This is a genomic window from Microbacterium sp. NPDC056057 (genome assembly GCF_042266945.1).
In the GTDB taxonomy this organism is placed as follows: domain Bacteria; phylum Actinomycetota; class Actinomycetes; order Actinomycetales; family Microbacteriaceae; genus Microbacterium; species Microbacterium trichothecenolyticum_C.
This window is the reverse complement of sequence record NZ_JBHJWS010000002.1, coordinates 875,621-899,991: the sequence shown is the minus strand read 5'-3', so window position 1 is coordinate 899,991 and position 24,371 is coordinate 875,621. Positions and strand designations below refer to the sequence as shown.

Annotated in this window: 18 protein-coding genes; 11 read left to right on the top strand and 7 right to left on the bottom strand. The window is 71.0% G+C overall.

The genetic code is table 11. The features are described from left to right. Positions 1–90: 90 nt before the first annotated feature. Positions 91–1,686, top strand: a complete 1,596-nt coding sequence (locus ACFC1K_RS11775) for a hypothetical protein (protein WP_375871754.1) — start codon at positions 91–93, stop codon at positions 1,684–1,686. A gap of 7 nt (positions 1,687–1,693) precedes the next feature. On the opposite strand, the gene corA is transcribed toward ACFC1K_RS11775, so the two are convergent. Beyond that, positions 1,694–2,692 carry a magnesium/cobalt transporter CorA gene (gene corA, locus ACFC1K_RS11770; RefSeq protein ID WP_375871753.1) on the bottom strand — a complete coding sequence of 333 codons (999 nt, stop codon included), beginning with the start codon at positions 2,690–2,692 and terminating at the stop codon, positions 1,694–1,696. Positions 2,693–2,792: 100 nt separating this feature from the next. Then, positions 2,793–5,402: a transglycosylase domain-containing protein gene (locus tag ACFC1K_RS11765; protein WP_375871752.1), complete on the bottom strand. Its 2,610-nt coding sequence runs from the start codon at positions 5,400–5,402 to the stop codon at positions 2,793–2,795. A gap of 99 nt (positions 5,403–5,501) precedes the next feature. Between ACFC1K_RS11765 and ACFC1K_RS11760 the strand changes: the two genes are divergently transcribed. From ACFC1K_RS11760 to ACFC1K_RS11750, 3 genes are all read left to right on the top strand, one after another. After that, positions 5,502–6,470 carry a squalene cyclase gene (locus ACFC1K_RS11760; protein ID WP_375871751.1) on the top strand — a complete coding sequence of 323 codons (969 nt, stop codon included), beginning with the start codon at positions 5,502–5,504 and terminating at the stop codon, positions 6,468–6,470. Between the two features lie 61 nt (positions 6,471–6,531). Beyond that, positions 6,532–7,455, top strand: a complete 924-nt coding sequence (locus ACFC1K_RS11755; RefSeq protein WP_375871750.1) for a S1C family serine protease — start codon at positions 6,532–6,534, stop codon at positions 7,453–7,455. A gap of 47 nt (positions 7,456–7,502) precedes the next feature. Further along, a complete protein-coding gene (locus ACFC1K_RS11750) occupies positions 7,503–7,970 on the top strand; it encodes a hypothetical protein (RefSeq protein WP_375871749.1) in 468 nt (155 codons plus the stop codon). Positions 7,971–8,024: 54 nt separating this feature from the next. Here ACFC1K_RS11750 and ACFC1K_RS11745 read toward each other — a convergent pair whose 3' ends face one another. Then, complete coding sequence (locus ACFC1K_RS11745) at positions 8,025–8,888, bottom strand: serine hydrolase domain-containing protein (RefSeq protein ID WP_375871748.1); 864 nt, start codon at positions 8,886–8,888, stop codon at positions 8,025–8,027. A 64-nt stretch (positions 8,889–8,952) separates the two neighbouring features. Further along, positions 8,953–9,951 (bottom strand): Lrp/AsnC family transcriptional regulator, encoded by a 999-nt coding sequence (locus ACFC1K_RS11740; RefSeq protein WP_375871747.1) that lies wholly within the window; start codon positions 9,949–9,951, stop codon positions 8,953–8,955. Positions 9,952–10,094: 143 nt separating this feature from the next. On the opposite strand from ACFC1K_RS11740, the gene ACFC1K_RS11735 reads away from it, so the two are divergent. The 3 genes from ACFC1K_RS11735 to ACFC1K_RS11725 are packed head-to-tail and all read left to right on the top strand — an operon-like array spanning position 10,095 to position 14,157. Beyond that, positions 10,095–11,324: an amidohydrolase gene (locus tag ACFC1K_RS11735; RefSeq protein ID WP_375871746.1), complete on the top strand. Its 1,230-nt coding sequence runs from the start codon at positions 10,095–10,097 to the stop codon at positions 11,322–11,324. 50 nt (positions 11,325–11,374) lie between these two features. After that, positions 11,375–12,772, top strand: coding sequence for a DUF3100 domain-containing protein (locus ACFC1K_RS11730; RefSeq protein ID WP_375871745.1), 1,398 nt, complete (start codon positions 11,375–11,377; stop codon positions 12,770–12,772). After that, positions 12,772–14,157, top strand: coding sequence for an L-serine ammonia-lyase (locus ACFC1K_RS11725; RefSeq protein ID WP_375871744.1), 1,386 nt, complete (start codon positions 12,772–12,774; stop codon positions 14,155–14,157). Before ACFC1K_RS11730 ends, ACFC1K_RS11725 begins: the two co-directional genes overlap by 1 nt. A gap of 10 nt (positions 14,158–14,167) precedes the next feature. Here ACFC1K_RS11725 and ACFC1K_RS11720 read toward each other — a convergent pair whose 3' ends face one another. The 3 genes from ACFC1K_RS11720 to helR all read right to left on the bottom strand — a co-directional run bounded on the left by ACFC1K_RS11720 (position 14,168) and on the right by helR (position 18,886). Then, the gene (locus tag ACFC1K_RS11720) at positions 14,168–15,613 is read right to left on the bottom strand and encodes a hypothetical protein (RefSeq protein WP_375871743.1); all 1,446 of its coding nucleotides are present in this window, start codon (positions 15,611–15,613) and stop codon (positions 14,168–14,170) included. A 60-nt stretch (positions 15,614–15,673) separates the two neighbouring features. Then, entirely contained in the window at positions 15,674–16,645 is a 972-nt protein-coding gene (locus ACFC1K_RS11715; RefSeq protein ID WP_375871742.1) for a hypothetical protein, read from the bottom strand. A 63-nt stretch (positions 16,646–16,708) separates the two neighbouring features. Further along, positions 16,709–18,886, bottom strand: coding sequence for an RNA polymerase recycling motor ATPase HelR (helR, locus tag ACFC1K_RS11710; RefSeq protein ID WP_375871741.1), 2,178 nt, complete (start codon positions 18,884–18,886; stop codon positions 16,709–16,711). A 337-nt stretch (positions 18,887–19,223) separates the two neighbouring features. Here helR and ACFC1K_RS11705 point away from each other — a divergent pair, with 337 nt between their 5' ends. From ACFC1K_RS11705 to panB, 4 genes are all read left to right on the top strand, one after another. Beyond that, complete coding sequence (locus ACFC1K_RS11705) at positions 19,224–21,578, top strand: arylsulfatase (protein ID WP_375871740.1); 2,355 nt, start codon at positions 19,224–19,226, stop codon at positions 21,576–21,578. 320 nt (positions 21,579–21,898) lie between these two features. After that, on the top strand, positions 21,899–22,636 hold the full coding sequence (locus ACFC1K_RS11700; protein WP_375871739.1) for a DUF2520 domain-containing protein: 738 nt from the start codon (positions 21,899–21,901) through the stop codon (positions 22,634–22,636). Continuing rightward, the gene (panC, locus tag ACFC1K_RS11695) at positions 22,633–23,481 is read left to right on the top strand and encodes a pantoate--beta-alanine ligase (protein ID WP_375871738.1); all 849 of its coding nucleotides are present in this window, start codon (positions 22,633–22,635) and stop codon (positions 23,479–23,481) included. The genes ACFC1K_RS11700 and panC overlap by 4 nt, the downstream gene beginning before the upstream one ends. A 1-nt stretch (position 23,482) precedes the next feature. Then, the gene (gene panB, locus ACFC1K_RS11690; protein ID WP_375871737.1) at positions 23,483–24,343 is read left to right on the top strand and encodes a 3-methyl-2-oxobutanoate hydroxymethyltransferase; all 861 of its coding nucleotides are present in this window, start codon (positions 23,483–23,485) and stop codon (positions 24,341–24,343) included. Positions 24,344–24,371: the final 28 nt, after the last annotated feature.

The window sequence follows — 24,371 nt, the reverse complement described above, 5'->3', positions numbered from 1 at the left end:
TCATCACGGGATCGCGCGCAGCGCCGTGTGCCAGCGCGGCGCAACCCCGACTCACACCCCGCTCACAGACCTTCGGCGGAACCTGGGGACGTGGGCGTCTCGGGGCAGGGATCCGAATCGGCCCTGATCGCGAGTGCGCACGCGACAGGCGCGGACCGGATGCTGCCGGCATCCGCCCGGCGCGTAACGGCCGCCGATCCGCGGCGCCTGGGAGTCGCCGCCGCACTCGTCGGGGTGTTCGCGGGCACGGTGAGCGCGATGGGGTCATGGATCCCATCGCTGTGGGGTGACGAGGCGGCGAGTGTGCTCTCGGCGCTGCGCCCCGGTGAGAGCCTGCTCACGATGCTCACGCACGTCGACGCCGTGCATGGCGCCTACTATCTCGGCCTGCACGCGTGGGTGCACCTGTTCGGAGCGAGCCCCTTCGTCATACGGCTGCCGTCGGCGTTCGCGATCGCGGTCTGCGCGGCGGCCGTCACCTGGCTGTGCGGACGGTTCGGGTCGCTCGGGTTCGCCGTGCTCGCGGGAACCCTGACGGCGATCCTCCCGCGCCTGACGTACGCGGGGGAGGAAGCCCGCGGGTACGCGTTCGCGGCCGCGCTCGCCGCCATGCTCTGGATCGTCGTCGTGGAGCTGCTCCGGCGCCCGGCACCGTCGCGGCGCTGGTGGGTGCTCTACGCCGTCGTGCTGGCCCTCGGGATCTACGTGTTCCTCTACCTGGCGCTGCTGACACTCGCGGTGGGCCTCGCGCTGGCCCTCGATGAACAAGGACGGCGCCAGCTGAAACGCTGGCTGATCGCGTCCGCCGGCGCAGCGCTCGCCGCGAGCCCCGTCGTCGTGCTCGCCGTCAGCCAGCGGCGGCAGATCGCGTTCCTGGCGCATCGCGACGTGGTCACCCCGAACTCGATCCTGGTCAAGATGTGGTTCAGCGCCTGGCCGTTTGCGGCCGTCGCGTGGTCACTCATCGCCCTCGCGATCGTCATGTGGGTGCGGCGCCGGCTGCGGCAGCGGCGGCAGGGCGAGCGCTCGGGGCTCGACCTCGAGACCGTCGCGCTGACGTGGCTCGTGGTTCCCACGGGGATCCTGCTGGCAGCGAGCCCCTTCGTCGCCGGATTCACCCCGCGCTACGGCACCTTCGCTGCGCCGGCGGCCGCGATCCTCATCACGCTCGGCGTATGGCGTCTGGGTGATCTTCGCTTCGGCGCCGGCGTGCCACGGAGCGCGCTCGCCGCGCTCGCCGTCGCCGCGGTGGTGGTCTCGGCGACGCCGGTGTGGGCCGCGCAGCGCACGCCGTGGGCGAAGAACAAGTCCGACTGGAACGACATCGCGGCGACCATCCAGCACGACGCCCGGCAGGGCGACGCGATCGTGTTCGACGACTCGGTGCGCCCATCGCGGCGGCCCCGCCTCGCACTCGACACCGATCCGGCGGCGTTCGCGGGCATCGCCGACGTCACCCTCGAGACCTCCTACGCCGACAGCACGAGCTGGCACTCGAGCGTGTACTCCGTGGCCGAGGCTGCGCGTCTCGGACGGTTCGCCGAGGTGGGCCGCGTGTGGGTCGTCGAGTACGCGAGGAACGGCGAGACCGATTCGACGGCGATTGCCGACCTCGAGGCGCTCGGCTATGAGCAGGCCGAGCGGATCACCCTGCACAGCAGCGTCGTGCTGCTCTACACCCGCTGAGCGTGATTCAGAGCCAGTGCCGCTTGCGGAACACCCAGTAGAGGGTGAGGCTCGTCGCCGCCATCAGGGCAAGCGCCATGGGATAGCCGAGCGGCCATGCCAATTCCGGCATGTACTCGAAGTTCATGCCGTAGATGGTGCCGACGAGGGTCGGGCCGAACAGGATCGCCGCCCAGCCGGAGATCTTCTTGACCTGCTCGTTCTGGACGAGCGCGGTGTCGGTCTGGCGCTGCGTCACGATCGTCGCGTTGACCGTCAGGGCGTTGTCGAGGATCGAGCGGAACGCCGCCGTCTTGTCGATCACCCGCAGCGCGTGGTCGTGCACGTCGCGGAGCGACCGCTGCAGCTCGAGATCCACCTCGTACTTGGGCGCGCCGCGCTGCAGCGATTCCAGCATGTCGGCGAGCGGCGCGACGGCGCGCTGCAGGGTGATGACCTCGCGGGACAGGTCGTAGATGCGCTTGGAGAGCGAGACGCCGCCGTTCTCGAACAGGGCGTCCTCGATCTCGTCGATGTCGTTCTCGACACCCTCGACGACGGGCGTGTACTCGTCGACGACCTCGTCGAGGATCGCGTACAGCACCGCCTCCGGGCCCCGGGCGAGCAGTTCGGGCTCGTGCTCCATGCGATGACGCACACGGCTCAGGTCGGGCGACTCGGCGTGGCGGATCGTCACGATGAAGTCGGGGCCGACGAACACGTGGAGCTCGCCGAACTCGACCGTCTCGCTCGCGTCGACATAGCGTGCGGGCCGCAGCACGACGAAGAGGATGTCGCCGTAGCGCTCCAGCTTCGCGCGCTGATGGCCGGTGAGCGCGTCCTCGACCGCGAGGGGGTGGAGGGCGAACTCGTCGGCCACCTGCGCGATCTCCTCCGGGGTCGGGCGGAACAGCCCGATCCACGCCATCCCGTGCTGGGCGCGGGTGTACTCGAAGGTCTCCGCGAGGCTCGACGGATTCTCGATCCGCTTACCGGCGACGTACACGCCGTTGTCGACGATGGGCATCAGACGATTCTCCTCGGCAGGTGGCTAGGTGGGCAACGATCCTCACGATTCCGTGACGAGCGTGGATGCCGCGCCGCAGCGTCCGTCGTCAGGCGTGGGATCAGCCGCCGTCGCCGTTGCCGTCTCCGCTGTTCCCGCCGCCGTTGCCGTTGCCGTTGCCGGTCCCGCTGTTGCCGGTCCCGCCGTTGCCGTTGCCCTCGCCGTTGCCCGGGGCGGAGTCAGCGGGGCCTGCGCTGGGATGGATCGTGACGGTGGCGCCGGCGGTGGCCCGACCCGCGCCGGGATCCTGGCTCGCGACGAGCCCGGCCGTGACCTCCGACTCGACGGTGTCGCCGACCTGGACGACGAACCCCGCCGCCTCGAGCCGGCTCTGCGCATCCGCGACGCTCATCCCCGTCACGTCGGGCACGGTGGCCTGCGAGGTCTTGGTCAGCTGCGGGTCGGGGCTCGGGAAGGCGTCCCCGCCGTACGCGTCGTTCGCTGCGGCCTGCACCGCCCGGCCTATGCGGTAGCGGATGTCCGACAGCCGCGTGCCGTCGTGCCAGGTGTTGAAGACGTCTCCGCCGCCCTCCACGTTGCCCGCCCACGTCGCCGTCGTCACCGTGGTGCTCGACTCGATCATCCAGGTCTGCCATGCCTCGTGGGTTCCGGTCTTGCCGAGGAGCGGGGTGCCGTCGCCGGGATTGCCGGCGGCTCCGGTTCCTCCGGAAGCCATCACGCCCTGCAGCGCGTAGGCGGCGGTCGCCGCGATGCTCGGTTCCAGGGCCTGGGCGCACGAGCGTGCGGGCTTCGCGATCTCGTTGCCCGCAGCATCCGTCACCCGATCGATGGCCTGCGGCTGGCAGTAGGTGCCGCCGTTGGCGACGGTGGCGTAAGCGGCGGCCATAGCGATCGGCGAGACCTGGGCCGTGCCGATGACCGAGTTGAGGCTGTCCATCGAGATCGGCGTGCCGTCGCTCTGCGTGACGCCGAGCTTCGCCGCCACGTTCTGGATGTCGCAGAGGTCGAGCTTCTCGGCCATCGCGAAGTAGCCGGTGTTCAGCGAGGCCGCGGTGAACTGCATCGGCGTGCCGATGCGGCCGGCCGCCTTGCCGAAGTTGTTGACCAGGGTGTTCGAGGTGTTGTCCCAATCGCCGTCGCACGAGTTGGTCAGGTGTGTGAAGACCCGCAGCCGCCCGTCGAGGGTCTCATTGACCGAGTGCCCCTGCTCGAGCCAGTCGAGGAGGGTGAACAGCTTGAAGGTCGAGCCGGCGCTGAACCCCGTGGATCCGCCCACCGCGGGATCCCCGGCGAAGACGAGCGAGGAGTAGTCCGGATTGTCATCGGCCGCGGCGTCCTCACCGTACTTCGTGTTCTGCGCGATCGCGAGGATGCGACCCGTGGATGCTTCGATGCTCACGGTCGTGGAGCCGAAGCGGCCTGTCGCGGCGCCGGAGGAGGTCGGCATCGTGGCCGAGGAGGGCGCGTACTGCGTCATCGCCGTCTCGGCGGCGGACTGCACCCGCGCGTCGAGGGTCGTGTAGACGTTCAGGCCGCCGCGCTGGAGGGTCTGCAGCCGGTCGGTCGCGGTCTCGCCGAAGGCGGGGTCGCTCAGGATCACGTCCTTCACGTACTCGCAGAAGTAGGCCGCCCCACCCGCCGCGGCGCATCCCGTGACCGTCGGCGTGATGGCCGGGGTGATCGGCTCGATCGCCGCGGCGACGTACTCGTCGTGCGTGATCCTGCCGTCGTCGAGCATGCGGTTCAGCACGTAGAGCTGGCGAACCTTCGTCGAGGTGTACCCGTCGGCGGCGGCGAGCTTCTGCTCTTCGGTGATCTCGCCCGACGTCACCAGCGCGTCGAGCGCGCCGAGCTTCGCGCCGTCCTCGATGGCTCCGTCCGGCGCCTTGTTGAGGGTCGTGCCGTCCGATGTCGTGATCGAGCCGGCGGGGCGGTCGATCCGGTAGCTGTTGGGGTTCTGCACCATGCCGGCCAGGGTCGCCGCCTGTGCGACGGTCAGGTTCGCGGCGGTCGTGCCGAAGTAGTAGCGCGCGGCCGCCTCGACGCCGTACGTGGTGCCGCCGAAGTTGGCGATGTTGAGATAGCCGAGCAGGATCTCGTCCTTGGAGTACTTCTGCTCGAGGGCGATCGCGTAGCGCATCTCCTGCAGCTTGCGTTCGATGCCGGCCGTGCCGGTGGACGTGGTGGCCTCGGACCAGCAGTCGTACTTGGCCTGCTGCGTCTTCGCGGTCGCCTCGCACTGCTGCACGAGGACGTTCTTGACGTACTGCTGGCTGATCGTCGATCCGCCCTGGGTCTCGCCGCCTCCGCCGAGGTTCGACAGCACGGCGCGCGTCGTGCCGATGATGTCGATGCCGCCGTGGTCGTAGTAGCGCGGGTCCTCGCTCGACAGGATCGCGTCGTACATCACCGACCCGACCTGGTCGAAGGTGACGGGGGTGCGGTCCTGTTCGAGGAACTGCGCCATCAGCACCTCCTCGCCCGTATCGGGGTTCGTGGCGTAGAAGTTGCTCGGCACCATCAGCTGGTCGATCTGGAGCGTGCTGGGCAGGTTGTCGAACAACGTGATCGTCTGCGACGCCGCGGCACTGGTGAGGGCGACCGCCGGGGTGACGGTGGCGGCCACGAGGACTCCGGCCAGGGCGCTGAGGCCGAGCAGCCCGGCGAGACCGCCGAGGATTCCGCTCGCCCGTCTTCGGGATTCGGGCATGCCGTCGAGCGTAGGAAGCGGGCCTGGACGGTTGTGGTGACGAAGCTATGCGCCAGGTGGACGCCGCGTACTGTCCGCAGCTGCGACTAACCTGCCCGCATGACCATCGATCAGGATCTGCTCGACTGGCTGCTCGACTCCGACCCGGCGCTGCGCTGGCAGGTCGAGCGCGATCTCGCCGGGGCCCCACCCGAGGTCTGGAAGGCGACGCGTGCGCGTGTGGCCACCGAGGGGTTCGGAGCGCGACTGCTCGCCGAGCAGGACCCCGACGGCCAGTGGGCCGGAGGGGCGTTCTTCCCCGCGGGCTTCTTCGGCAGTGCCGAGCAGGACGAGCCCGGTCAGCCCTGGGTGGCGACGACCTGGGTGCTGAAGGATCTCCGCGAGTGGGGCGTCGACGCGACGGTGCTCGACGGCACCGCCGCGAAGATCGCCGCGAACAGCCGGTGGGAGTACGAGGACCTGCCGTACTGGGGCGGCGAGGTCGACGTCTGCATCAACTCGTACACGCTGGCGAGCGGCGCGTGGCTCGGGGCCGACGTGTCGCGGCTGGTCGCCTGGTTCCCCGAGCATCGCCTGGCCGACGGCGGCTGGAACTGTGAAGCGGAGGAGGGCGACTCGGTGCGCTCGTCCTTCCATTCGACGCTCAACGCGGCGCGCGGCATCCTCGCGTACGAGCGCATCACCGGCGACACGAGCATGCGCGATGCGCGCCACGGCGGCGAGGAGTACCTCCTGTCGCGGCACGTGATGAACCGTGCGACGACCGGTGAGGTCGTGGGCCCGTTCGTCACGCGCTTCGTGTACCCCAACCGGCACCGCTACAGCGCGCTGGTCGCGCTCGACCATTTCCGCGACGTCGCGCTGCTCGAAGGCACGCCGCCCGACCCACGTCTCGCCGACGCGGTGGAGGTCGTGCGTGCCGCCCGACAGCCCGACGGCTCGTGGCTGCAGACCACCCCGCTTCCCGGCCGCACCTGGTTCGACGTCGACGTCGCCGAAGGCGAGCCGTCGAAATGGCTCACGTTGGTCGGCACGAGGGTGCTGGATTGGTGGGATGCCTCGGCCTGACGCGCCTTCCGCCTTCGGCGAACTTCCGCCGCAGCATCCGTGACGGGTCGACACTGGTTTCGTGGACGACCACGAGGCGCTCGATGCCTACTCCTCGACGGTGATGCGCGTCGCGCAGATCGTGCTGCCGTCCGTCGCCGCGGTGAGCGTGCGCACGCGGCAGGGTGCGGGGGCGGGCAGCGCGTCGGTCATCACCTCGGAGGGGCACCTGCTCACGAGTGCGCACGTCGTCGAGGGTGCGATCGGCGTGGAGGTCGCGTTTCCGGACGGCGCGGTGGCGGCAGCATCCGTCATCGGCGCCGATCCGCTGTCGGACCTCGCCGTGCTGCGCGCGGACGTCGACACCCCGCCCCCGCTGACGATGGGAGATGCCTCGAAACTCGGCGTCGGGCAGCTCGTCGTGGCGCTCGGCAACCCGCGGGGGTTCTCGGGCAGTGTGACCGCGGGGATCGTGTCGGCGCTCGGCCGTTCGCTGCCGACGCGGTCGGGGCGGGTGATCGACGAAGTGATCCAGACGGACGCGGCCCTCAACCCGGGCAACAGCGGCGGAGTGCTCGCCGACAGCGCAGGCCGGATGGTCGGGGTGAACACCGCCGTGGCCGGGGTGGGACTGGGGCTCGCCGTGCCGATCAACGCCACGACTCGCGAGATCATCGACGCCCTGCGGGCGTCGGGGCGCGTGCGGCGTGCCTGGCTCGGCATCGCCGGATCGACGGTGCCGCTCGGCCCCGACGTCGCGGCGAAGGCCGGATCGCGGGTCGGGATGCAGGTGGTCTCGGTGGTGCCCGAAAGTCCGGCCGCCGTCGCCGGCGCCCGTGTCGGCGACATCGTGCTGTCGCTCGACGGCGTCACGATCGCCGACCCGACGGCGCTGCAGCGGCGCATGGTCGAGGGCGCGATCGGCCGCCGCATGGAGATGACCCTCTGGCGCAACGGCGCGCTGGTCGACGTGGTCGTGCTGCCGCAGGAACTCCGGGTGCGCTGACCGTGCGTGGTTCTACGCTGTGACTGTCCCCGAAGGAAGGAGTCGCCGTGTCGACGTATGACGAGCACTTCTCTCACGTCCACGTTCCGGGGCCGGGTGAGTCGAGCATCCCCGAGCTCGAGATCGACGAGACGGTCCCGCCGCGCCCGGAGGAAGAGGTGGCCGACGTCGCCCGGGCGGAGCCCGACGTCGCCGACCACAGCCATCATCGGAACATCGTCCGGGTGTGGCGTGGAGTGATCCGCACGGAGGACCGCGACGAGTACGTCGACTATGTCGAGCGGACGGGGATCGAGGAGTATCGCGCACTTCCTGGGAACAAGGACGCCTGGACACTGACGCGCGAGCTCGCCGACGGCCTGACGGAGATCCTGACGGTGTCGCGGTGGGACAGCCTGGACAGCATCCGAGGATTCGCGGGCGACGACGTCGACAGGGCGGTGTACTACCCGGAGGACGACCGGTTCCTCGTCGAGAGGGACGACACCGTGCGCCACTACGTGCAGCGCAACTGACCTGTCACGGCACGAGTCCAAGCGGCCGCAGCGGCGGGCGGGGTTCGCGGCGCTTCAGCCGTGAACGGCCTCGACGGCGAAGGCGGCCATGCGGTCGGCGCCGAAGTGGTCGTCGGCGGTGATCGTCACGACCGCGTCGCCCGCGAAGATGAGCAGCTGGCCGTAGGCGCCGTGGAGGCGCCAGGCCTCGCCAGGGCCGCGCCAGCCCGCGAGTGCGTAACCGTCGTAACCAGGGTTATCGCCGGCGACCACCCAGTCGGAGTGCATCGCCTCGATCCACTCCGGTGACACGAGCTGCCGTCCCTCCCACCTGCCGCGATCGCGGATGAGCCGCCCGATCCGGGCCAGTTCGTCGGTGCGCAGGGGGAGGCCGCCGCCCGCGACGATGCGACCGTTCGGGCTGCGCTCCCAGTCGACGTCGTCGATGCCGAGGGGCGCGAACAGGCGCGGACCGAGATAGTCGGCGACGTCGCCCACTCGCTCGGCGAGCACGCGCATCGCGGTGTAGGTGCTGGCGTTGGAGTACTGGAACGCGCTCCCGCGTGACGGGCGCCGGAGGAACTCTGCGGCGAGGTCGGGCCAGTCGGTCATCATCGTCTCGGACGAGGGCAGGTCGATGCCGCTCGTCATCGACAGCAGGTGGCGGAGGGTGACCTCATCGACCCCCTCGCCGAGCTCGACGCCCGGGAGGTACGTCGCCACCGGCACGTCGAGCGAGACCATTCCCTCGTCCGCGGCGATGCCCGCCGCGAGCACGCAGACGCCCTTCGCGGCGGAGTGGATGTCTTCGCGCACATCGGCGGTCCATCGGTGCTCAGCGACGTCGTCGCCGGCGAGGACATGCAGGCCATGGGCCCGGAACCCCGAGGTGTCCGCCTCGAGCACGATGCGGTCGGCGACGGACTGGGCGCGGGTCACGGTTTCCAGTCTGCCTGCCAACTGGTGCCTGAAGTCTCAGGTGCGGAGGGGCGCGAGTGCGGCTCTACGCACTCCCTGCAGGCCCCGCGAACCCCGTCGCGCGCGTGTCAGCGCCCACCGTCTGATTCATGTGCTTCGCGATGCGCAGCACCACGGCGCGGTCCCCGATGCGTGCGCCGCGCAGCGCCGACTCGAGCGCCACCTCGAAGCGGTTCACGTCGGCGAGACGGCGCAGCCACACGGCGAGGATGAGGTTGTACCGGCTGGCCGCGGTGAAGGCGAGCCGCACCTCGGGCACCGAGGTGATGGCAGGGCGCGCGGCCTCGAGCAGCTGGGCCGGAGCCTCGACGAAGTACCAGGCGTAGATGGGCCACCCCGACGCCGCGCGCGCCATGTCGGTGCGGAAGCGAAGGCTGCCACGCGCACGCAGCGTCGCCAGCGCGTCGGCGACCCGCTGGGGCGCGAAGCCGCTGCGCTCGGCGATCGTCGTGACCGGCACGCGTCCGTCGGCCCAGACTTCTCGCTCGATCGCCGCGCGCAGCTCGTCGGGCACCCGCTGCGCGGCACGCGGCCGCGGCGGGCGTGGCGGTCGCACATGCTGCGCTTCAGCGGGATCGAGCGCGCGCAGGCGCCAGCTGCCGCCGTCGATCAGCGTCTCGTTGGCCAAGTGCGTGCGGACGGACCGCACACCGTCCAGTTGTCCCAATCGGTGCAGCGCGTAGTCCGAAAGCCCTGAGATGTCAGGCGCGAACACCAGGGCCATGAGGTCGCGTGAGCCCGAGGTCACATCGAGCACGTACACCGCGGGGTCTCGCTGGAGCTCCTGAACGACGGCATCCAGCTTCGCCCGCTCGCAGTCGATCTCCATCAACGACAGCTGCCCGTCGGTCGAGTGGCCGGTGACCCACGCGATGCCCTCTTCCCGGAGGCGCGCCCAGCGACGAGCGAGGGTGCTGGCATCGACGCCGATGACGGGGGCGAGCTCGTTCCAGCTCGCGCGCGGCTCGATCTGCAGCGCGTGCACGAGCCGGCGGTCGATGGCGTCGAGCGAGATCTCCTGCATCCGGACCCTCCCTGGAACCGATCCCGGAATCAAGTGTCCCGCATCCATTCACCACTTTCCGCAGATATCGCGCATTGTCACGGAGTCGAAACATGCGAACGCGCACCATATCCGCAACGTTCGCAATGACGAGAGGACACCTCGTGAGCCTGACCACCACCGATGCCGTGACCGTCACGGAGTTGAAGGACCGCGCCGCCGCGGGCGTCGACGCTCGTCGCGGCGAGCTCATCGGCCTGAGCCACGCCATCCACGAGAACCCCGAGCTCTCGTGGGAGGAGCACGAAGCCGCTGCACTGGTCGCGCGCACGCTTCGGGACGCCGGTTTCGCGGTCGAGGTCGGCGCGTACGGCGTCGAGACCGCGATCGAAGCGGTCTACGGCACCGGCGATCTCACGGTCGCGATCTGTGCCGAATACGACGCGCTCCCCGGCATCGGACACGGCTGCGGACACAACGTCATCGCGGCATCGGGCGTCGGTGCGGCTCTCGCACTCGCCCCCCTCGCCGACGCAGCCGGTCTGCGCATCAAGCTACTGGGCACGCCGGCCGAAGAGCACGGCGGCGGCAAGGTCGCCATGCTGCTCGAGGGGGCGTGGGAGGACGTCGACTTCTCGCTCATGGTGCACGGCATGACCGGTCACGACATCTCGGCCACGAGCTTCCGCTCCACCGCGGTCGACCGCTTCGAGGTCGTGTTCCACGGGCGCACCGCTCACGCGGCCGGAATGCCTGAGCAGGGTCTCAACGCCGGCTCGGCGGCAGCGATCGCCCAGACCTCGATCGCGTTCCTCCGCCAGCACCTGCCGAAGGAGACGAACCTCAACGCCTTCGTCTCGCTCGGCGGCGAGGCGACGAACATCATCCCCGACCGCGCCGTCGTGCAGGTCGAGCTGCGCGCCTACGACATCGACATGTGGCGCGACATGAAGAAGCGCGTGCTCGCATGCTTCGAGGGCGCCGCGATCGCGACGGGATGCCGCTGGGAATGGGCGCCGACCGAGCACCCGTACGCCCCCATGAAGCACGACTCCGCCCTCGGCGAGCTGTGGGACGCGAATCTCCTGGCCCGCGGACGCACGATCACGCCTGCCCCGCTCGGGGGCGGATCCACCGACATGGGCAACGTGTCGCAGGTCGTGCCGACCATCCACCCGACCATCGCCTTCCTCGGGCAGACGGGCCCCGCCCACAACCCCGAGTTCACTGCTGCTGCGGCCACGCCCGCAGCCGACCAGGCCGTCATCGACGCCGCCACGATCCTCGCGTGGACGGTGCTCGACGTCGCCCTGGACGACGCCCTGCGCGCCGACCTGCTCCACCGCACCGCCGAACGCCCCGCCGGGGCGACTCGGATCACGCTCGAGGCATGACCGATCCCGCTCGCCGGGGCCGCGACGCCTTCCCACCTGGAGAACCCGAAATGACCGCTCACACCCGCACAGGCAGCGCCGCCTCCACCGGTACGTCGTCGAGCCCGATCGCGAAGGCGGCGTCCGTTGTCGCCCTCGGCTTCCGCAGTCCCCGACTGTGGATCCTGATCGGACTCGTCGTCGCCATCTCGGCTGGCGCGCAGGCGATCGGCCCGATCGTCATCCCGCTCGGCATCGCGTCGGTGACGCTGCTGCCGATGATCTGGGGCATCACCGCCGGCGCGATCGTGTCCGGCCAGCGCCTGAAGCCCCTGCCGATCGACCTGCAGCAGGCGGCGACGGTCATCATGGGCGTCGCGGTGCTGTTCCTGTGCGCACGGCTGTCGTTCACCATCGGCCCCAACATCCCGATGCTGCTCCAGGCGGGGCCCGCACTGCTGCTGCAGGAGGTCGGCCACCTGTTCGGCACCATCGCGCTGGCCCTTCCGCTGGCCGTGCTGCTGCGGATGGGGCCGGCCACCGTCGGTGCGACTTTCTCGATCGACCGCGAGGGCTCGTTCGCGATGGTCAGCGAGCGCTACGGCTCGGACTCGCCGCAGTACCGGGGCGTCCTGTCCATGTACGTGTTCGGCACCATCTTCGGCGCCATCATCGTGAGTCTCATCGCCTCGCTCGCCGCCTCGCTGGGCATCTTCGACCCGCTGGCGCTGGCGATGGGCGCCGGCGTCGGCTCGGGCTCGATGATGGCCGCCGCCGCGTCGGTCATCGTCTCGGCGCACCCCGACATGCAGGACCAGGTGCTCGCGCTCGCCGCCACGTCGAACCTCATCACGGGCGTTCTGGGCGTCTACATCGGCGTCTGGGTGTCGCTGCCGCTCGCCGACCGCTTCTACAAGCTGCTCACCCGCAACAAGGACGCGACCCTCCCCGGCCGCCGTCCGAAGGCGACCGGGGCGATGCCGACGTCTGCGGTCAAGACCGTCGAGGAGACGGTGCTCGAGAAGCCGACCGTGAGGGTGCCGCTGTGGGTCTCGATGCTCATCATCGGGTTCGGCGGGCTGGTCGCCGCCGCGATCGCCGCCAAGGGGTTCTCGGGGGAGATGGTCATCGCGTACCTCGTGATGGGCCTCCTGGTCGCGGGCGGCATCGCCCTCGCCAAGGTCACCCGCGGCAAGGTCCCGGCGATCATCGTCGTCATGACGATCGGGGCGTTCCTCACCTCGCCGATCTCGCCCGTGGCCGGATGGTTCACGACCGTCGCCAACACGATCGACTTCCTGTCGCTGATCACGGTGATGCTCACGATCGCCGGCCTGAGCCTCGGCAAGGATCTTCCGATGCTCAAGAGCATCGGCTGGAAGATCATCCCGGTCGGGACCGTCGCGATCGCGGCTTCCTTCCTCCTGTCGGCGGTCGTCGCCGAGTTCGCCCTGGGACTGTGGGGCTGATGACGGGCACCGCCGTCGAGGTCGAGCGCGGGGTGTACACCTCCGCGCTGGACCTCTTCTCGATCGGGATCGGTCCTTCGAGTTCGCATACGGTCGGGCCGATGCGGGCGGCCTCCGACTTCCGGACGCGGCTGGCCGACGCCGGCGTCCTGGCGGACGTCGTGCGGTTCGGCTGCCGCCTGCACGGCTCCCTCGCCGCGACCGGGGTCGGACACGGGACACCGGATGCCGTCATCGCAGGCCTCCGCGGATTCCGGCCCGAGACGGTCGATCCCGAGGTCGTGCACGGAGGGTGGGCGCTGCTGCAGTCGGGCGTCTCGCTCGACATCGGCGGAGTGCCGTTCGTGCGCGACGACATGGTGCTCGCATCGCGCGAGCGTCCGCACGGGCATCCCAACTCACTGCTGCTGACCGCCGAACTCACCGCCGGGGGCGGGATCCTCGAGGAGACGTATCTCTCCATCGGCGGTGGCTTCATCCGCAGGCTGGGTGACGAGCCCGCCGGTGCGGGGACGGCTGCGCTGCCCGAGGTGGCCGCGGATGCACCGCAGTTCCGCACGATGCGCGAGCTCCTCGATCTCACCCGCGGCCGCACCATCGCCGACATCGCGTGGCAGACCGAAACCGCCGTCCACGGCGCCACCGAGGCGGCGTGTGGTCTCGACGCGATCTGGGCCGCGATGCGGGCGTGCATCGAGCGAGGGCTGCACTCCGACGGCGTCCTGCCGGGCGGGCTGCGCGTGCCGCGGAGGGCCGCCGCCGCGTGGCGGCAGCTGGGGGAACGCGGCGGATCGACGGATGCCGCCGAGGCGGTGTCCGTCTATGCGCTCGCGGTCAACGAGGAGAATGCGGCAGGTGGCCGGGTCGTCACGGCACCGACGAACGGCGCCGCCGGGGTGCTTCCGGCGGTGCTGTACCAGGCGGCCGTGCCGACGGGCTTCGATCCCGAACTCATCCGCACCTTCCTTCTCACCGCGACCGCCATCGGATCGCTCATCAAGGCGAACGCGTCGATCTCGGGCGCCGAAGCCGGCTGCCAGGCAGAGGTGGGAAGCGCGTGCGCGATGGCGGCGGCAGGGCTCACCGCCGTCCGCGGGGGCACGCCCGAGCAGATCGAGAACGCCGCCGAGATCGCGATCGAGCACCATCTGGGCCTGACCTGCGACCCGGTCTCGGGCCTCGTGCAGATCCCGTGCATCGAGCGGAACGCCGTCGCCGCGTCGACGGCGATGACGGCGAGCCGGCTCGCGCTGTTGGGTGATGGCAGCCACATCGTCGATCTCGACACCGCGATCGAGACCATGCGCCAGACCGGCGTCGACATGTCGTCGAGGTACAAGGAGACCAGCGCCGCGGGCCTCGCCGTCAACGTCGTGGAGTGCTGATCCGCGACAGCTACGGCGCCGCCGGTGCCGTGAGCTCGCTCTCGGCAGGAGGGGCGGCGGGTGGCTCCGCCGTCACCGGCGGCGTCGCGGGCTCAGCAGGTGCGGAGGCCGGTTCCACGGCGGGGACGGATGCCTCGGGCTCGGGCTCCGACGCGGGCGCAGCGTCGGCCGGTGCGGGCTCGACCGGGGCCTGCTCGACCGCAACGGGCTCGACGCCGACGGGCTCGACCTCGACGGGCTCCGCAGGGGCGGGCTGGTCCGCCTCCGGTTCTGCGGGCGCCGGCTCCGCTGCCGTGGGCTCGACCGCGGCCTCAGTGGCGACCTGCTCAGCTGCTTCCAGAGCGGCGGCCTCGAGAGGGGCGGCCACGCCGGGCGGCGGCTCGGGGAAGTCGAACTCGTCGTCCGGGTCTCCGGCCACCTTCGGACCGATCTGGTCGGACGTTCCGGGGGTACCCGGTGCGCCGGTCCAATGCTCCGGCGGGACAAGGCTCTCGTCGACGGTGAACGTCAGCGGGTTGTCCCACACGATCACCTCTTCCACCACGTTCGTCGCCGGGTCCTCGGACGCGTACGCGACGTAGCGGTGCAACGGCCGTTCGCCGCCGGGGCACTGCAGGGTGTCGGCCACGACGCCGGTGAGCGCGAACGTCAAGGTGCGATAGAGATCGCACTCGGGCTCCCGGTAACCACGACGCCACGGCGCCCTCACCTCGGTGACGCCGTCCTCGGCCACGGGGTGGCTCGGGTGATCGAGACCCTGGACGCCCCACTGGGTCATGGAATAGGTGTAGCTCGCGCGGGCCTCGTCGAACGAGCCGCGGCACATGGCGACACCGGCCGAGAGCAGGACGACGTAGCGCGGCGTCTTCATGTTGAACACCCCGAAGACGGGCTCGTTGGTCAGCCGGTTGGGCGCCAGGTACGCCGCGGCGGTGTCGCAGTCCCCCGACTCCAGGTAGCCGTATGCGGGGCCGTCGTCGAAGTTGTTCGGGCTCGTGTCGCTCTTCGGGAGGTCCCACGCGTAGACGACGGTCGGTGGCTGGCCGCCGCCATTGCCGCCAGAACCGCCACCCCCGCCCTGGCCACCGCTCCCGCCGGAGCCGCCGTTCCCGCCGCCTCCACCAGTCCCGCCGTTTCCTCCCGATCCGCCCGATCCGCCCCCCTGCCGATTCCGCGGGGTGGCGCCCCCGCCGGAACCGGGCTGCTGAGTGTCGGTGCTCGGCGGTGACGCCGGGGGCGCAGCATCCGGAATCGAATCCGGCAGCGCCGGCTCGTCCGAGTCGGTCGGATTCACGTCATCTCGCGAGTCGTCGTCCCGCTGCGTCGCGGGCGGCTGCTCCTTCTCAGGTGCCACGGGCGAGTATTCGCCGCACCCCGAGAGGCCGAGGGCGACCGCGACCGCGACCGCGGATCCGATCGCGAGCGATCGCTTCGGAGTGGTTCTTGTCGGAGACATCGCTTCCCTCCTTCGTCGAGGATCTGCTGTTGTGGAGGGGGAAAGGGCGAGGGAGATACCTCAGCCCTGCCCCGCGACCTCGGGCTCCGGGTCGACGTTCGCGCAGGGGCGGAAGCCTCCGGCATCCGCGATCCCGTAGACGTCCCGTACGAAGGTGAACCGCAGGCCGTCCTCGTCGACGGGGAGCATGACGACCACGCCGTAGTCGAACGTCCACTCATCGGAGATGAGGAAGTACTTCCCGCCCGTCGATTCGAGCAGGCGGAGGCCGCGATACCGGTAGCGGAGATCCTCGCCGGATCCGGCGCACGCGACGTCGACGCCCGGCGACACGATGTCGAGCGGCGCCGCGCTGTCGACCATCACTCCCGGCAGCTTCTCGATCTGGTTCGGGAAGTCGCGGGCGAGCTCCGTGCCCTCGACCGTCGCGTAGTTCATCGCCGACCAGAACAGCCCGATCGCCACGAGGATCGCGATCGCGCCCCGCAGCACCCCCTCGGTCATCGGGGCGAACCGCACCGCGTCGCGGAGTCCACCGCGCAGCATCAGCCCGTAGAGGAGCAGGAGCATTCCGCCCGCGCATACGAGGGGCGCGGCGATGTACGTGATCGCGTACCCGATCAGCCCGAGGACGAGGCCCAGCGCGAACACCCCGACGGCGATGAGCCACATCCACCGCGCCACCCACGTGACGATGCGATCGTCGCTTCCGAACCGGATGCGCCGGCGCCGGAGCCACTGGTCGAGCCCCACCCACGCGAGGCCGGCGATCGCCGCGCAGATCGGGAGCAGCACCACCGGCTGCACGCTCCGGCGGACGTAGTCGTCGACCGTCATCCCGAGGATGGCCTCGTCGATGCCGAGCATCTTCGCCATCTGGTCGCTGCGCACCCAGCCGAAGTACACGAGCAGGGCGGTCAGCACACCGACGTTGGCCACGACGGCGAGGAGCGAGCGCACGAGCGACCCGCGCGTCTCGCGATCCGCGGCCTCGACGGCCTCGGATGCCTCGTCTTCGACGTCTGTGCTCACACAGGGGAGAGCGGCCGCGGGGCGCCGCAGATACGCGGGCGCCGCGGCATCCGTCCCCCGTCGCTAGCCCTCGAGCACCACCAGCCGCTCGGTCGCGCGGGTCATCGCGACGTAGCGGTCGACCGCGCCCTCGATGCCCTCGCCGAACGACGACGGCTCGACGAGCACGACGAGGTCGAACTCGAGGCCCTTCGCGAGCTCGGGAGTGAGCGAACGCACCCGCTCCCGGGGCGCGAACGAGGGGTCGCCGATGACGCACGCCACGCCGCCCTCGCCGTGCTCCGCCAGCCACTCCGACAGGATCCGGTCGCGGTCCGCCACCGCGGCATGACGCACCGGCACACCGCTCGACCGGATCGACGTCGGCACGTTCGCGTCGGGGATCGCCGCACGGATCACCGGCTCCGCCTCGGCCATCACCTCGCTCGGCGTGCGGTAGTTGATGGTGAGCGACGACACGCCCACCTCGGTCAGGTCGGCGTGCTCGAGGCGCTCCTGCCACGACTCGTGGAACCCGTGCCGCGCCTGTGCCCGATCGCCGACCACCGTGAAGCTGCGCGACGGGCAGCGGGCCAGCAGCATCCGCCATTCCGCATCGGTGAGCTCCTGCGCCTCGTCGACGATCACGTGCGCGAACGGCCCCGAGAGCAGATCGGGATCGACGGCGTCCAGCACCGACTCGTCGACGAGGCTGTTGCGCAGATCGTCGCCGTCGAGCCACAGCATCATCTCGTCGCCGGCCTCCTTCAGCCGGTCGACGACCTGCGCCATGTATTCGCGCTCCTGTGCGAGCTTCGCCTCGCGCTCGCGGCGTCGCCGCGACGCCCCGGGATCACCCAGCCGTCGCCGCGCCGCATCGAGGAGCGGCAGGTCGGAGGTGGTCCAGGCCGTGGGGACCGCTCGCTGGAGGGCCTCGACCTCGTCCGGCTCGAGCCACGGCGCGCAGCGACGCAGATACGCGGGCACGCTCCACAGATCCGAGACGAGAACGGATGCCTCGACCAGCGGCCACGCGCGACCGAAGGCGCGCGTCAGCTCTTCGTTGCGGGCCAGCGCCCGTCGCAGCTGGTGCAGCGGCACCTCTTCACCGTCGACCTGGTCGGTGAGGATGTCGAGGATCGTCTCCCACACCTGGTCGCGCGCCTCGTTGTGCGGCAGGCCCGCTTCTGCCGACGCGAACGCCTCGGCCCAGTCCTGGGGATCGAGCCGCAGCTCGGCCCAGGGCGTCTCGATGACCAGGCCGGTCGTGGGCGGCTCCTCGTAGAGCCGCACGGCGGGCTCGATCGCGTCGATCATGCGGGCGTCGGCCTTCAGGCGGGCGACCCGGGCATCGGGTTCGGCGCCGGCGACTCCGCCCTCGACCACGAGGTCGCGCAGCGTGCAGGTCTGCACGCTCTCCTCGCCGAGGCTCGGGAGCACGTCCTCGACGTAGGAGAGGTACGCGGGACTCGGACCGACGAACAGCACGCCGCCGCGCCCCTCGCCGAGGTGCGGGTCGGAGTAGACGAGGTAGGCGGCGCGGTGCAGTGCCACGACCGTCTTGCCCGTACCGGGGCCGCCGTCGACCACGAGCGCGCCGCGCGAGCCGGCGCGGATGATCGCGTCCTGGTCTGCCTGGATCGTGCCGAGCACATCACGCATACGGGGCGAGCGACTGGCGCCGAGGCTCGCGATGAAGGCGGACTGGTCGTCGAGGGCGGCGTTGTGGTCGAGTCCCTCGGCGGTGAACACCTCGTCCCAGTAGTCGGTCACGCGGCCGCCGGTCCAGCGGTAGCGGCGGCGGCTCACGAGCCCCGAAGGATGGGCGTGCGTCGCGGCGAAGAACGGCTCTGCGGCGGGCGTGCGCCAGTCGACGAGCAGGCGGAGGCCGGCAGCATCGGTGAGCCCGAAACGGCCGATGTAGACAGGCGCGGAGCCGTCGGCGGGGACCATACGGCCGAGGCACGCGTCGAGTCCGAAGCGGCGGAGCACCCGCAGGCGGGCGGAGACCCGGTGGATCTCGATGTCGCGCTCGACCCCGGCCTGGCCGTGCCCGCCGGGGCGGCGGCGCAGCTCGTCGAGGCGTTCTTCCAGCCCCGAGATCGAGCGCTCGAGGGTGTCGGCGATCGCGGCGAAATGGTGCTCGTCGTCGCCGATCAGCGCCGGGTCGGACTTGGCGGCGAGGCGCTCGGGAAGGTGGAAGGCGGTGGCGCCGGCTGATCGAGAGGTCGGGGTGGAATCGCTGATCGGGAGGGAGTTCATGGCATCGGCTCCTGGCGGCTTCGCGACGCGGAATCGGACGGAGTGAGTCAGAAGGGAAGGGCGGGGGAGCGTCGCGACCGACCAGTATGCGCCCTCGAGGGGCCCTTGCCGCAAGGCCCCCACCCCCGGATATCCTGGTAGCGGCAGGAAGGTCGCGCCTCTGCGTGCGCAAGACCCCCGCCTGGATCCAGGGGCCCCCGCCCCGCGTCGCTCAGCGTTCACCTCGCGCAGCAGTTCATGCGATCCGCATGATGCCGCACGCGCATGCCCGTCGATACTGTGACACCGCTGGGGGGTGGCGCTCTCGCCCGCCCGCTTCCGGGGACAGGAGACACGCATGACCGCTGACGACCGCCACTCCGTCGTGGGGACACCGCTCCCGCCCGCGCGAACGCTGCCGTTCCCGCCGAAGCCTTCAGGCAGCTACGCGGGGCGCACGCTCGCCGAGTCGACCTACTCGCCGCTGCCGCCGGAACGACACCTGAGCGACGACGCTCCGAACATCCTCGTGGTCCTGATCGACGACGCCGGACCGGCGCTGCCCGCACCGCTCGGCGGCAAGGTGAACACCCCCACGCTCGAGCGGATCCGCGAGGGCGGCATCGGCTACAACCGCTTCCACACCACCGCCATGTGCTCGCCGACCCGTGCGGCGCTGCTCACGGGGCGGAACCACCACCGCGTCGGAGCCGGTCAGATCGCCGAGCTCGCGGCCGATTGGGACGGCTACTCCGGTCACATCCCCAAGAGCAGCGCGACCATGGCGGAGGTGCTGCGCAACTACGGCTACTCCACGGCGGCGTGGGGCAAGTGGCACAACACCCCCGCCGAGGAGACGACCAAGGCCGGGCCCTTCGAGAACTGGCCCACCGGCAACGGGTTCGAGTACTTCTACGGGTTCCTCGCCGGCGAGGCCTCGCAGTACGAGCCGAACCTCGTCCGCAACACCACGAGCGTGCTGCCGCCCAAGTCGCCGGAAGAGGGGTACCACCTCAGCGAAGACATCGCCGAGGACGCGATCTCGTGGCTCCGTGACCACAAGGCTCTCTCGCCCGACAAGCCGTTCTTCATGTACTGGGCGGCGGGGGCGATCCACGGCCCGCACCACGTGCACAAGGAGTGGGCCGACAAGTACAAGGGCGTCTTCGACGACGGCTGGGACACCTACCGCGAGGACGCCCTCGCGGGCGCGAAGGCGGCCGGCTGGGTGCCCGAGGACGCCGTCCTCACGCCGCGGCCCGAGTCGCTGCAGGGCTGGGACGACATCCCCGACCACCAGAAGCCTTTCCAGGCACGCCTCATGGAGCTGTGTGCCGGCTTCGGTGAGCACGCCGACGTGCAGGCGGGCCGCGTCGTCGACGAGCTCGAGCGCCTCGGGTACATCGAGAACACGATCGTCGTCTACATCTGGGGCGACAACGGCTCGTCGGGGGAGGGGCAGAACGGCACGATCAGCGAGCTGCTCGCGCAGAACATGATCCCGACCACCGTCGACCAGCACATCGCCGCTCTCGAGGAGCTCGGAGGCCTCGACGCGCTCGGAACGCCGGCGACCGACAACCAATACCACGCGGCGTGGGCGTGGGCAGGGTCGTCGCCGTACCAGGGCATGAAGCTCATGGCCTCGCACCTGGGTGGCACTCGCAATCCGATGTTCCTCCAGTGGCCGGCGCGCATCGCACACGACCCGGCTCCGCGCACGCAGTTCCACCACGTGATCGACCTGGCACCCACGATCTACGAGATCCTCGGCATCTCGCACCCCGATTCCGTGAACGGCTTCCCGCAGGACCCGATCGACGGCACGAGCTTCGCCTACTCGATCGACGACGAGACGGCCGACGGTCGCCACCGCGTGCAGTACTTCGAGATCATGGCCAGCCGGTCGATCTACGAGGACGGATGGCTCGCGTCGACGACGGGTCCGCGCCTGCCGTGGGTGCCCGGCGTTCCGCCCGGGATCCAGACGTGGACGCCCGACCAGGACAGGTGGGAGCTGTACCACCTCGACGAGGACTGGAGCCAGGCCCACGACGTCGCCGACCAGCACCCGGAGAAGCTCGCCGGGCTCAAGGAGCTGTTCGCGATCGAGGCGGCGAAGAACAAGGTTCTCCCCATCGGCGGCGGCCTGTGGATCGCGCCGTTCCACCCCGAGCTGCGCATCGCGCCGCCGTACACCGAGTGGGAGTTCTCGGGCGACACGTCCCGCATCCCCGAGTTCTGCGCGCCCGCCCTCGGCAACAAGCCGAATCTCGTCACCATCGAGGTGGCCGTCGGCGACCAGGCCAACGGCGTGCTCTACAAGCTCGGCGGCGCGGGCGGCGGCCTCACGGCCTTCGTCGTCGACGGCATCCTCACGTACGAGTACAACCTGTTCCTCGTGCAGCGGACGACGATCGCGGCAACCCAGCCGCTCGCCGCCGGTGATCACACGATCGAGATCGAGACCTCGTACGTCGAGCCGCGGCCGGGCGGGCCGCTCAGCGTCGTGCTGCGGGTCGACGGCGCAGAGGTCGCGTCGGGCACAGTGCCCGTCAGCGCGCCGCTGCTGTTCTCGGCGAACGACTGCCTCGACGTGGGCCGCGCGTACGGCGGCGCCGTGTCGCGGGCCTATGCCGACAGGATGCCCTTCGCCTTCGACGGCGAGATCCGGCGCGTCCAAGTCGCCTACAAGGTGCCTGCACAGGCCTAGCGCAGATCGACAGCGGGCCCCGGAACCATCACGGTTCCGGGGCCGCTCTGTCGTAGGGCGACGGATGCCTCGGGGCCCGTGCGGTGGGGTGGCTCGCGCTGTTCGAATCGGCGTTCGCCGCCGTCTCGCCGTGGCGGGCTGGTTCGCGCTGTCCCAATCGGCGTTCGCACCCGCCGGGAGCAGCAGCGTTTGCCGGATTCGACCGCGCGAGCGCGGCGTGACGGGGCGCGCGGTCGCCGCCCCGCGTTGCGCCGGGTATTTTTGAACCTGGTTCAGCCGTCCTGGACCGGATCCATGCGCCGTGACGGGAGACGACGACGATGCCGGACTCGCAGCCCGCGCACGCGCTTGCCCGCGTCGCGATCGTCGGCGACGGCCGCGTCGGCCGTGCGATCGCGTCGGCCCTCGGGGACGTGGGCGTCGATGTGCAGGGCCCGCTCGGCCGCGGTGCGGCCGCTGACGACGCCGACCTCGTGCTGCTGGCCGTGCCTGATGCCGAGATCGCCGCCGCGGCGGCACTCGTCGCACCGGGGCGCCTGGTCGGGCACTTCTCGGGCGCGACCACACTCGAGCCGCTCGCACCGCACGAGGCGCTCAGCATCCATCCCCTCACCACCGTGACCGGCGACACCTCGTTCGCGGGCGTCCCCGCGGCCCTTGCCGGCTCGACCGCGCGAGCGCTCGCCACCGCTCATGCGCTCGCCGAGGCGCTCGGCATGGCGCCGTTCGACGTCGCCGATGACGACCGCCCCGCGTACCACGCGGCGGCGTCGATCGCGTCGAACTTCCTCGTGACGCTCGAGGCCTTCGCGGAGGACCTCGCCGCCACCGCAGGGGTTCCGCGAGACGCGCTCGCCCCGCTCGTGCGCGCGACCGTCGCGAACTGGGAGGCGCACGGCGCCGCCGCCCTCACCGGTCCGATCGCCCGCGGCGACGAAGGGACCATCGCCCGTCAGCGCGCCGCGGTGGCCGACCGGCTCCCGGAGCGCGTCGAACTCTTCGACGCCCTGGTCGCCGCGACGCGCGACCTCCGCGCACGACAGGAGGTGGGATCGTGATCGTCGTCCGCACCGTCGCCGACCTCCGCGCCGCGCTGCGCGAGCGCCGCGGCGGCAGCATCGGCCTCGTGCCCACCATGGGCGCCCTGCACGAGGGCCACGCGACTCTCCTGCGGGCTGCGCGCAGCGCCGACGACACCGTCGTCATGACGATCTTCGTCAACCCCGCGCAGTTCAACGAGCAGTCCGACCTCTCGGCCTATCCCCGCACCGAGGACGCCGACCTCGCCCTCGCCGAAGCCGAGGGGGTGGACGTCGTGTTCGCCCCCGACGCGTCCGAGGTCTACCCGGACGGCTTCGCGACAACCGTGAGCGTGTCGGGGCCGATCGCCGAGACCCTCGAGGGCGCCGAGCGCGGCCGCGCGCACTTCGACGGCGTGGCCACCGTCGTGACGAAGCTGCTGCTCGCCGCGCTCCCCGATCACGCGTACTTCGGCGCGAAGGACGCCCAGCAGGTCGCCGTCATCCGCCGCTTCGTCGCCGATCTCGGCATCCCGGTGACCCTCGTCGTCTGCCCCACGTCGCGCGACGCCGACGGCCTCGCCCGCTCCAGCCGCAACACCCGCCTCTCGCCCGATGAGCGCGCGCAGGCCCTCGCGATCCCGCGCGCCCTGCAGGAGGTGACGGATGCCTCCGCCGCCGGCATCGCCGGCACCGAGGCGCTGCGCGCGCGAGCCCTCGCGACGCTCGAGGCATCCGGCATCCGTCCCGAGTACGTGGCGTTCGTGGACCCGATCACGTTCGCTCCCGCCGCCGCCGTCGTGGACGGACCGGTGCTGGTGGCGATCGCGGCCCGCGTCGGAAGCACGCGGCTCATCGACAACACCGTCCTAGGAGGTGCGTGACATGCGCGCACAGGTCACCCTGCAGCGACTCGCTGAGATGAAGGCCCGCCGCGAGCCGATCGTGATGGTCACGGCCTACGATTACCCGACCGCCCGGGTCGCGGAGCAGGCCGAGGTCGACATGGTGCTCGTCGGCGACTCCGGCGCGCAGGTCGTGCTCGGGCACGACTCCACGGTCGCGGTCACCGTCGAGGAGATGCTCGTGCTCGCCGGCGCCGTGCGCCGCGGGGTGCGGTCGGCGTTCGTCGTGGCCGACCTGCCCTTCGGATCCACCGAGGTGTCGGACGAGCAGGCCGTCCAGACCGCGATCCGCTTCGTCAAGGAGACCGGCGCCGACGCCGTCAAGCTCGAGGGCGGGGGAGAGGCTCGGCTCAGCCGCATCAGGGCGATCGCCGAGGCCGGCATCCCGGTCGTCGCGCACGTGGGCCTCACGCCGCAGACAGCCGTCGCGCTCGGCGGCCTCCGCGCGCAGGGGCGCACCGCCGAGTCGGCCGCCCGGATCGTGCGCGAGTCGCTCGCCGTCCAGGACGCCGGTGCGAGCGTGCTCGTCATCGAGGCCGTGCCCGCGGATGTCGCCGCCGTCGTGCTGCCCGCACTCGAGATCCCCGTGATCGGCATCGGCGCCGGTCCCGCCGACGGCCAGGTGCTCGTGATCCACGACCTGCTCGGCATCACCGAGGGCAAGACGGCCGCGTTCGTCAAGCGCTACGGCGCCATCGGCCCCGACATGGTGGCGGGCGTCGCGGCGTACGCCCGCGAAGTCCGGGGCGGGGTCTTCCCCGGGCCCGAGCACGGCTACTCCGCGACCGACGTCGCGATCGACGCCGCCCGTGCCGAGCTCGACGCGCGAACCCGCGACTGACGACGGATGCTGCGGCCCCCGGTCGGGG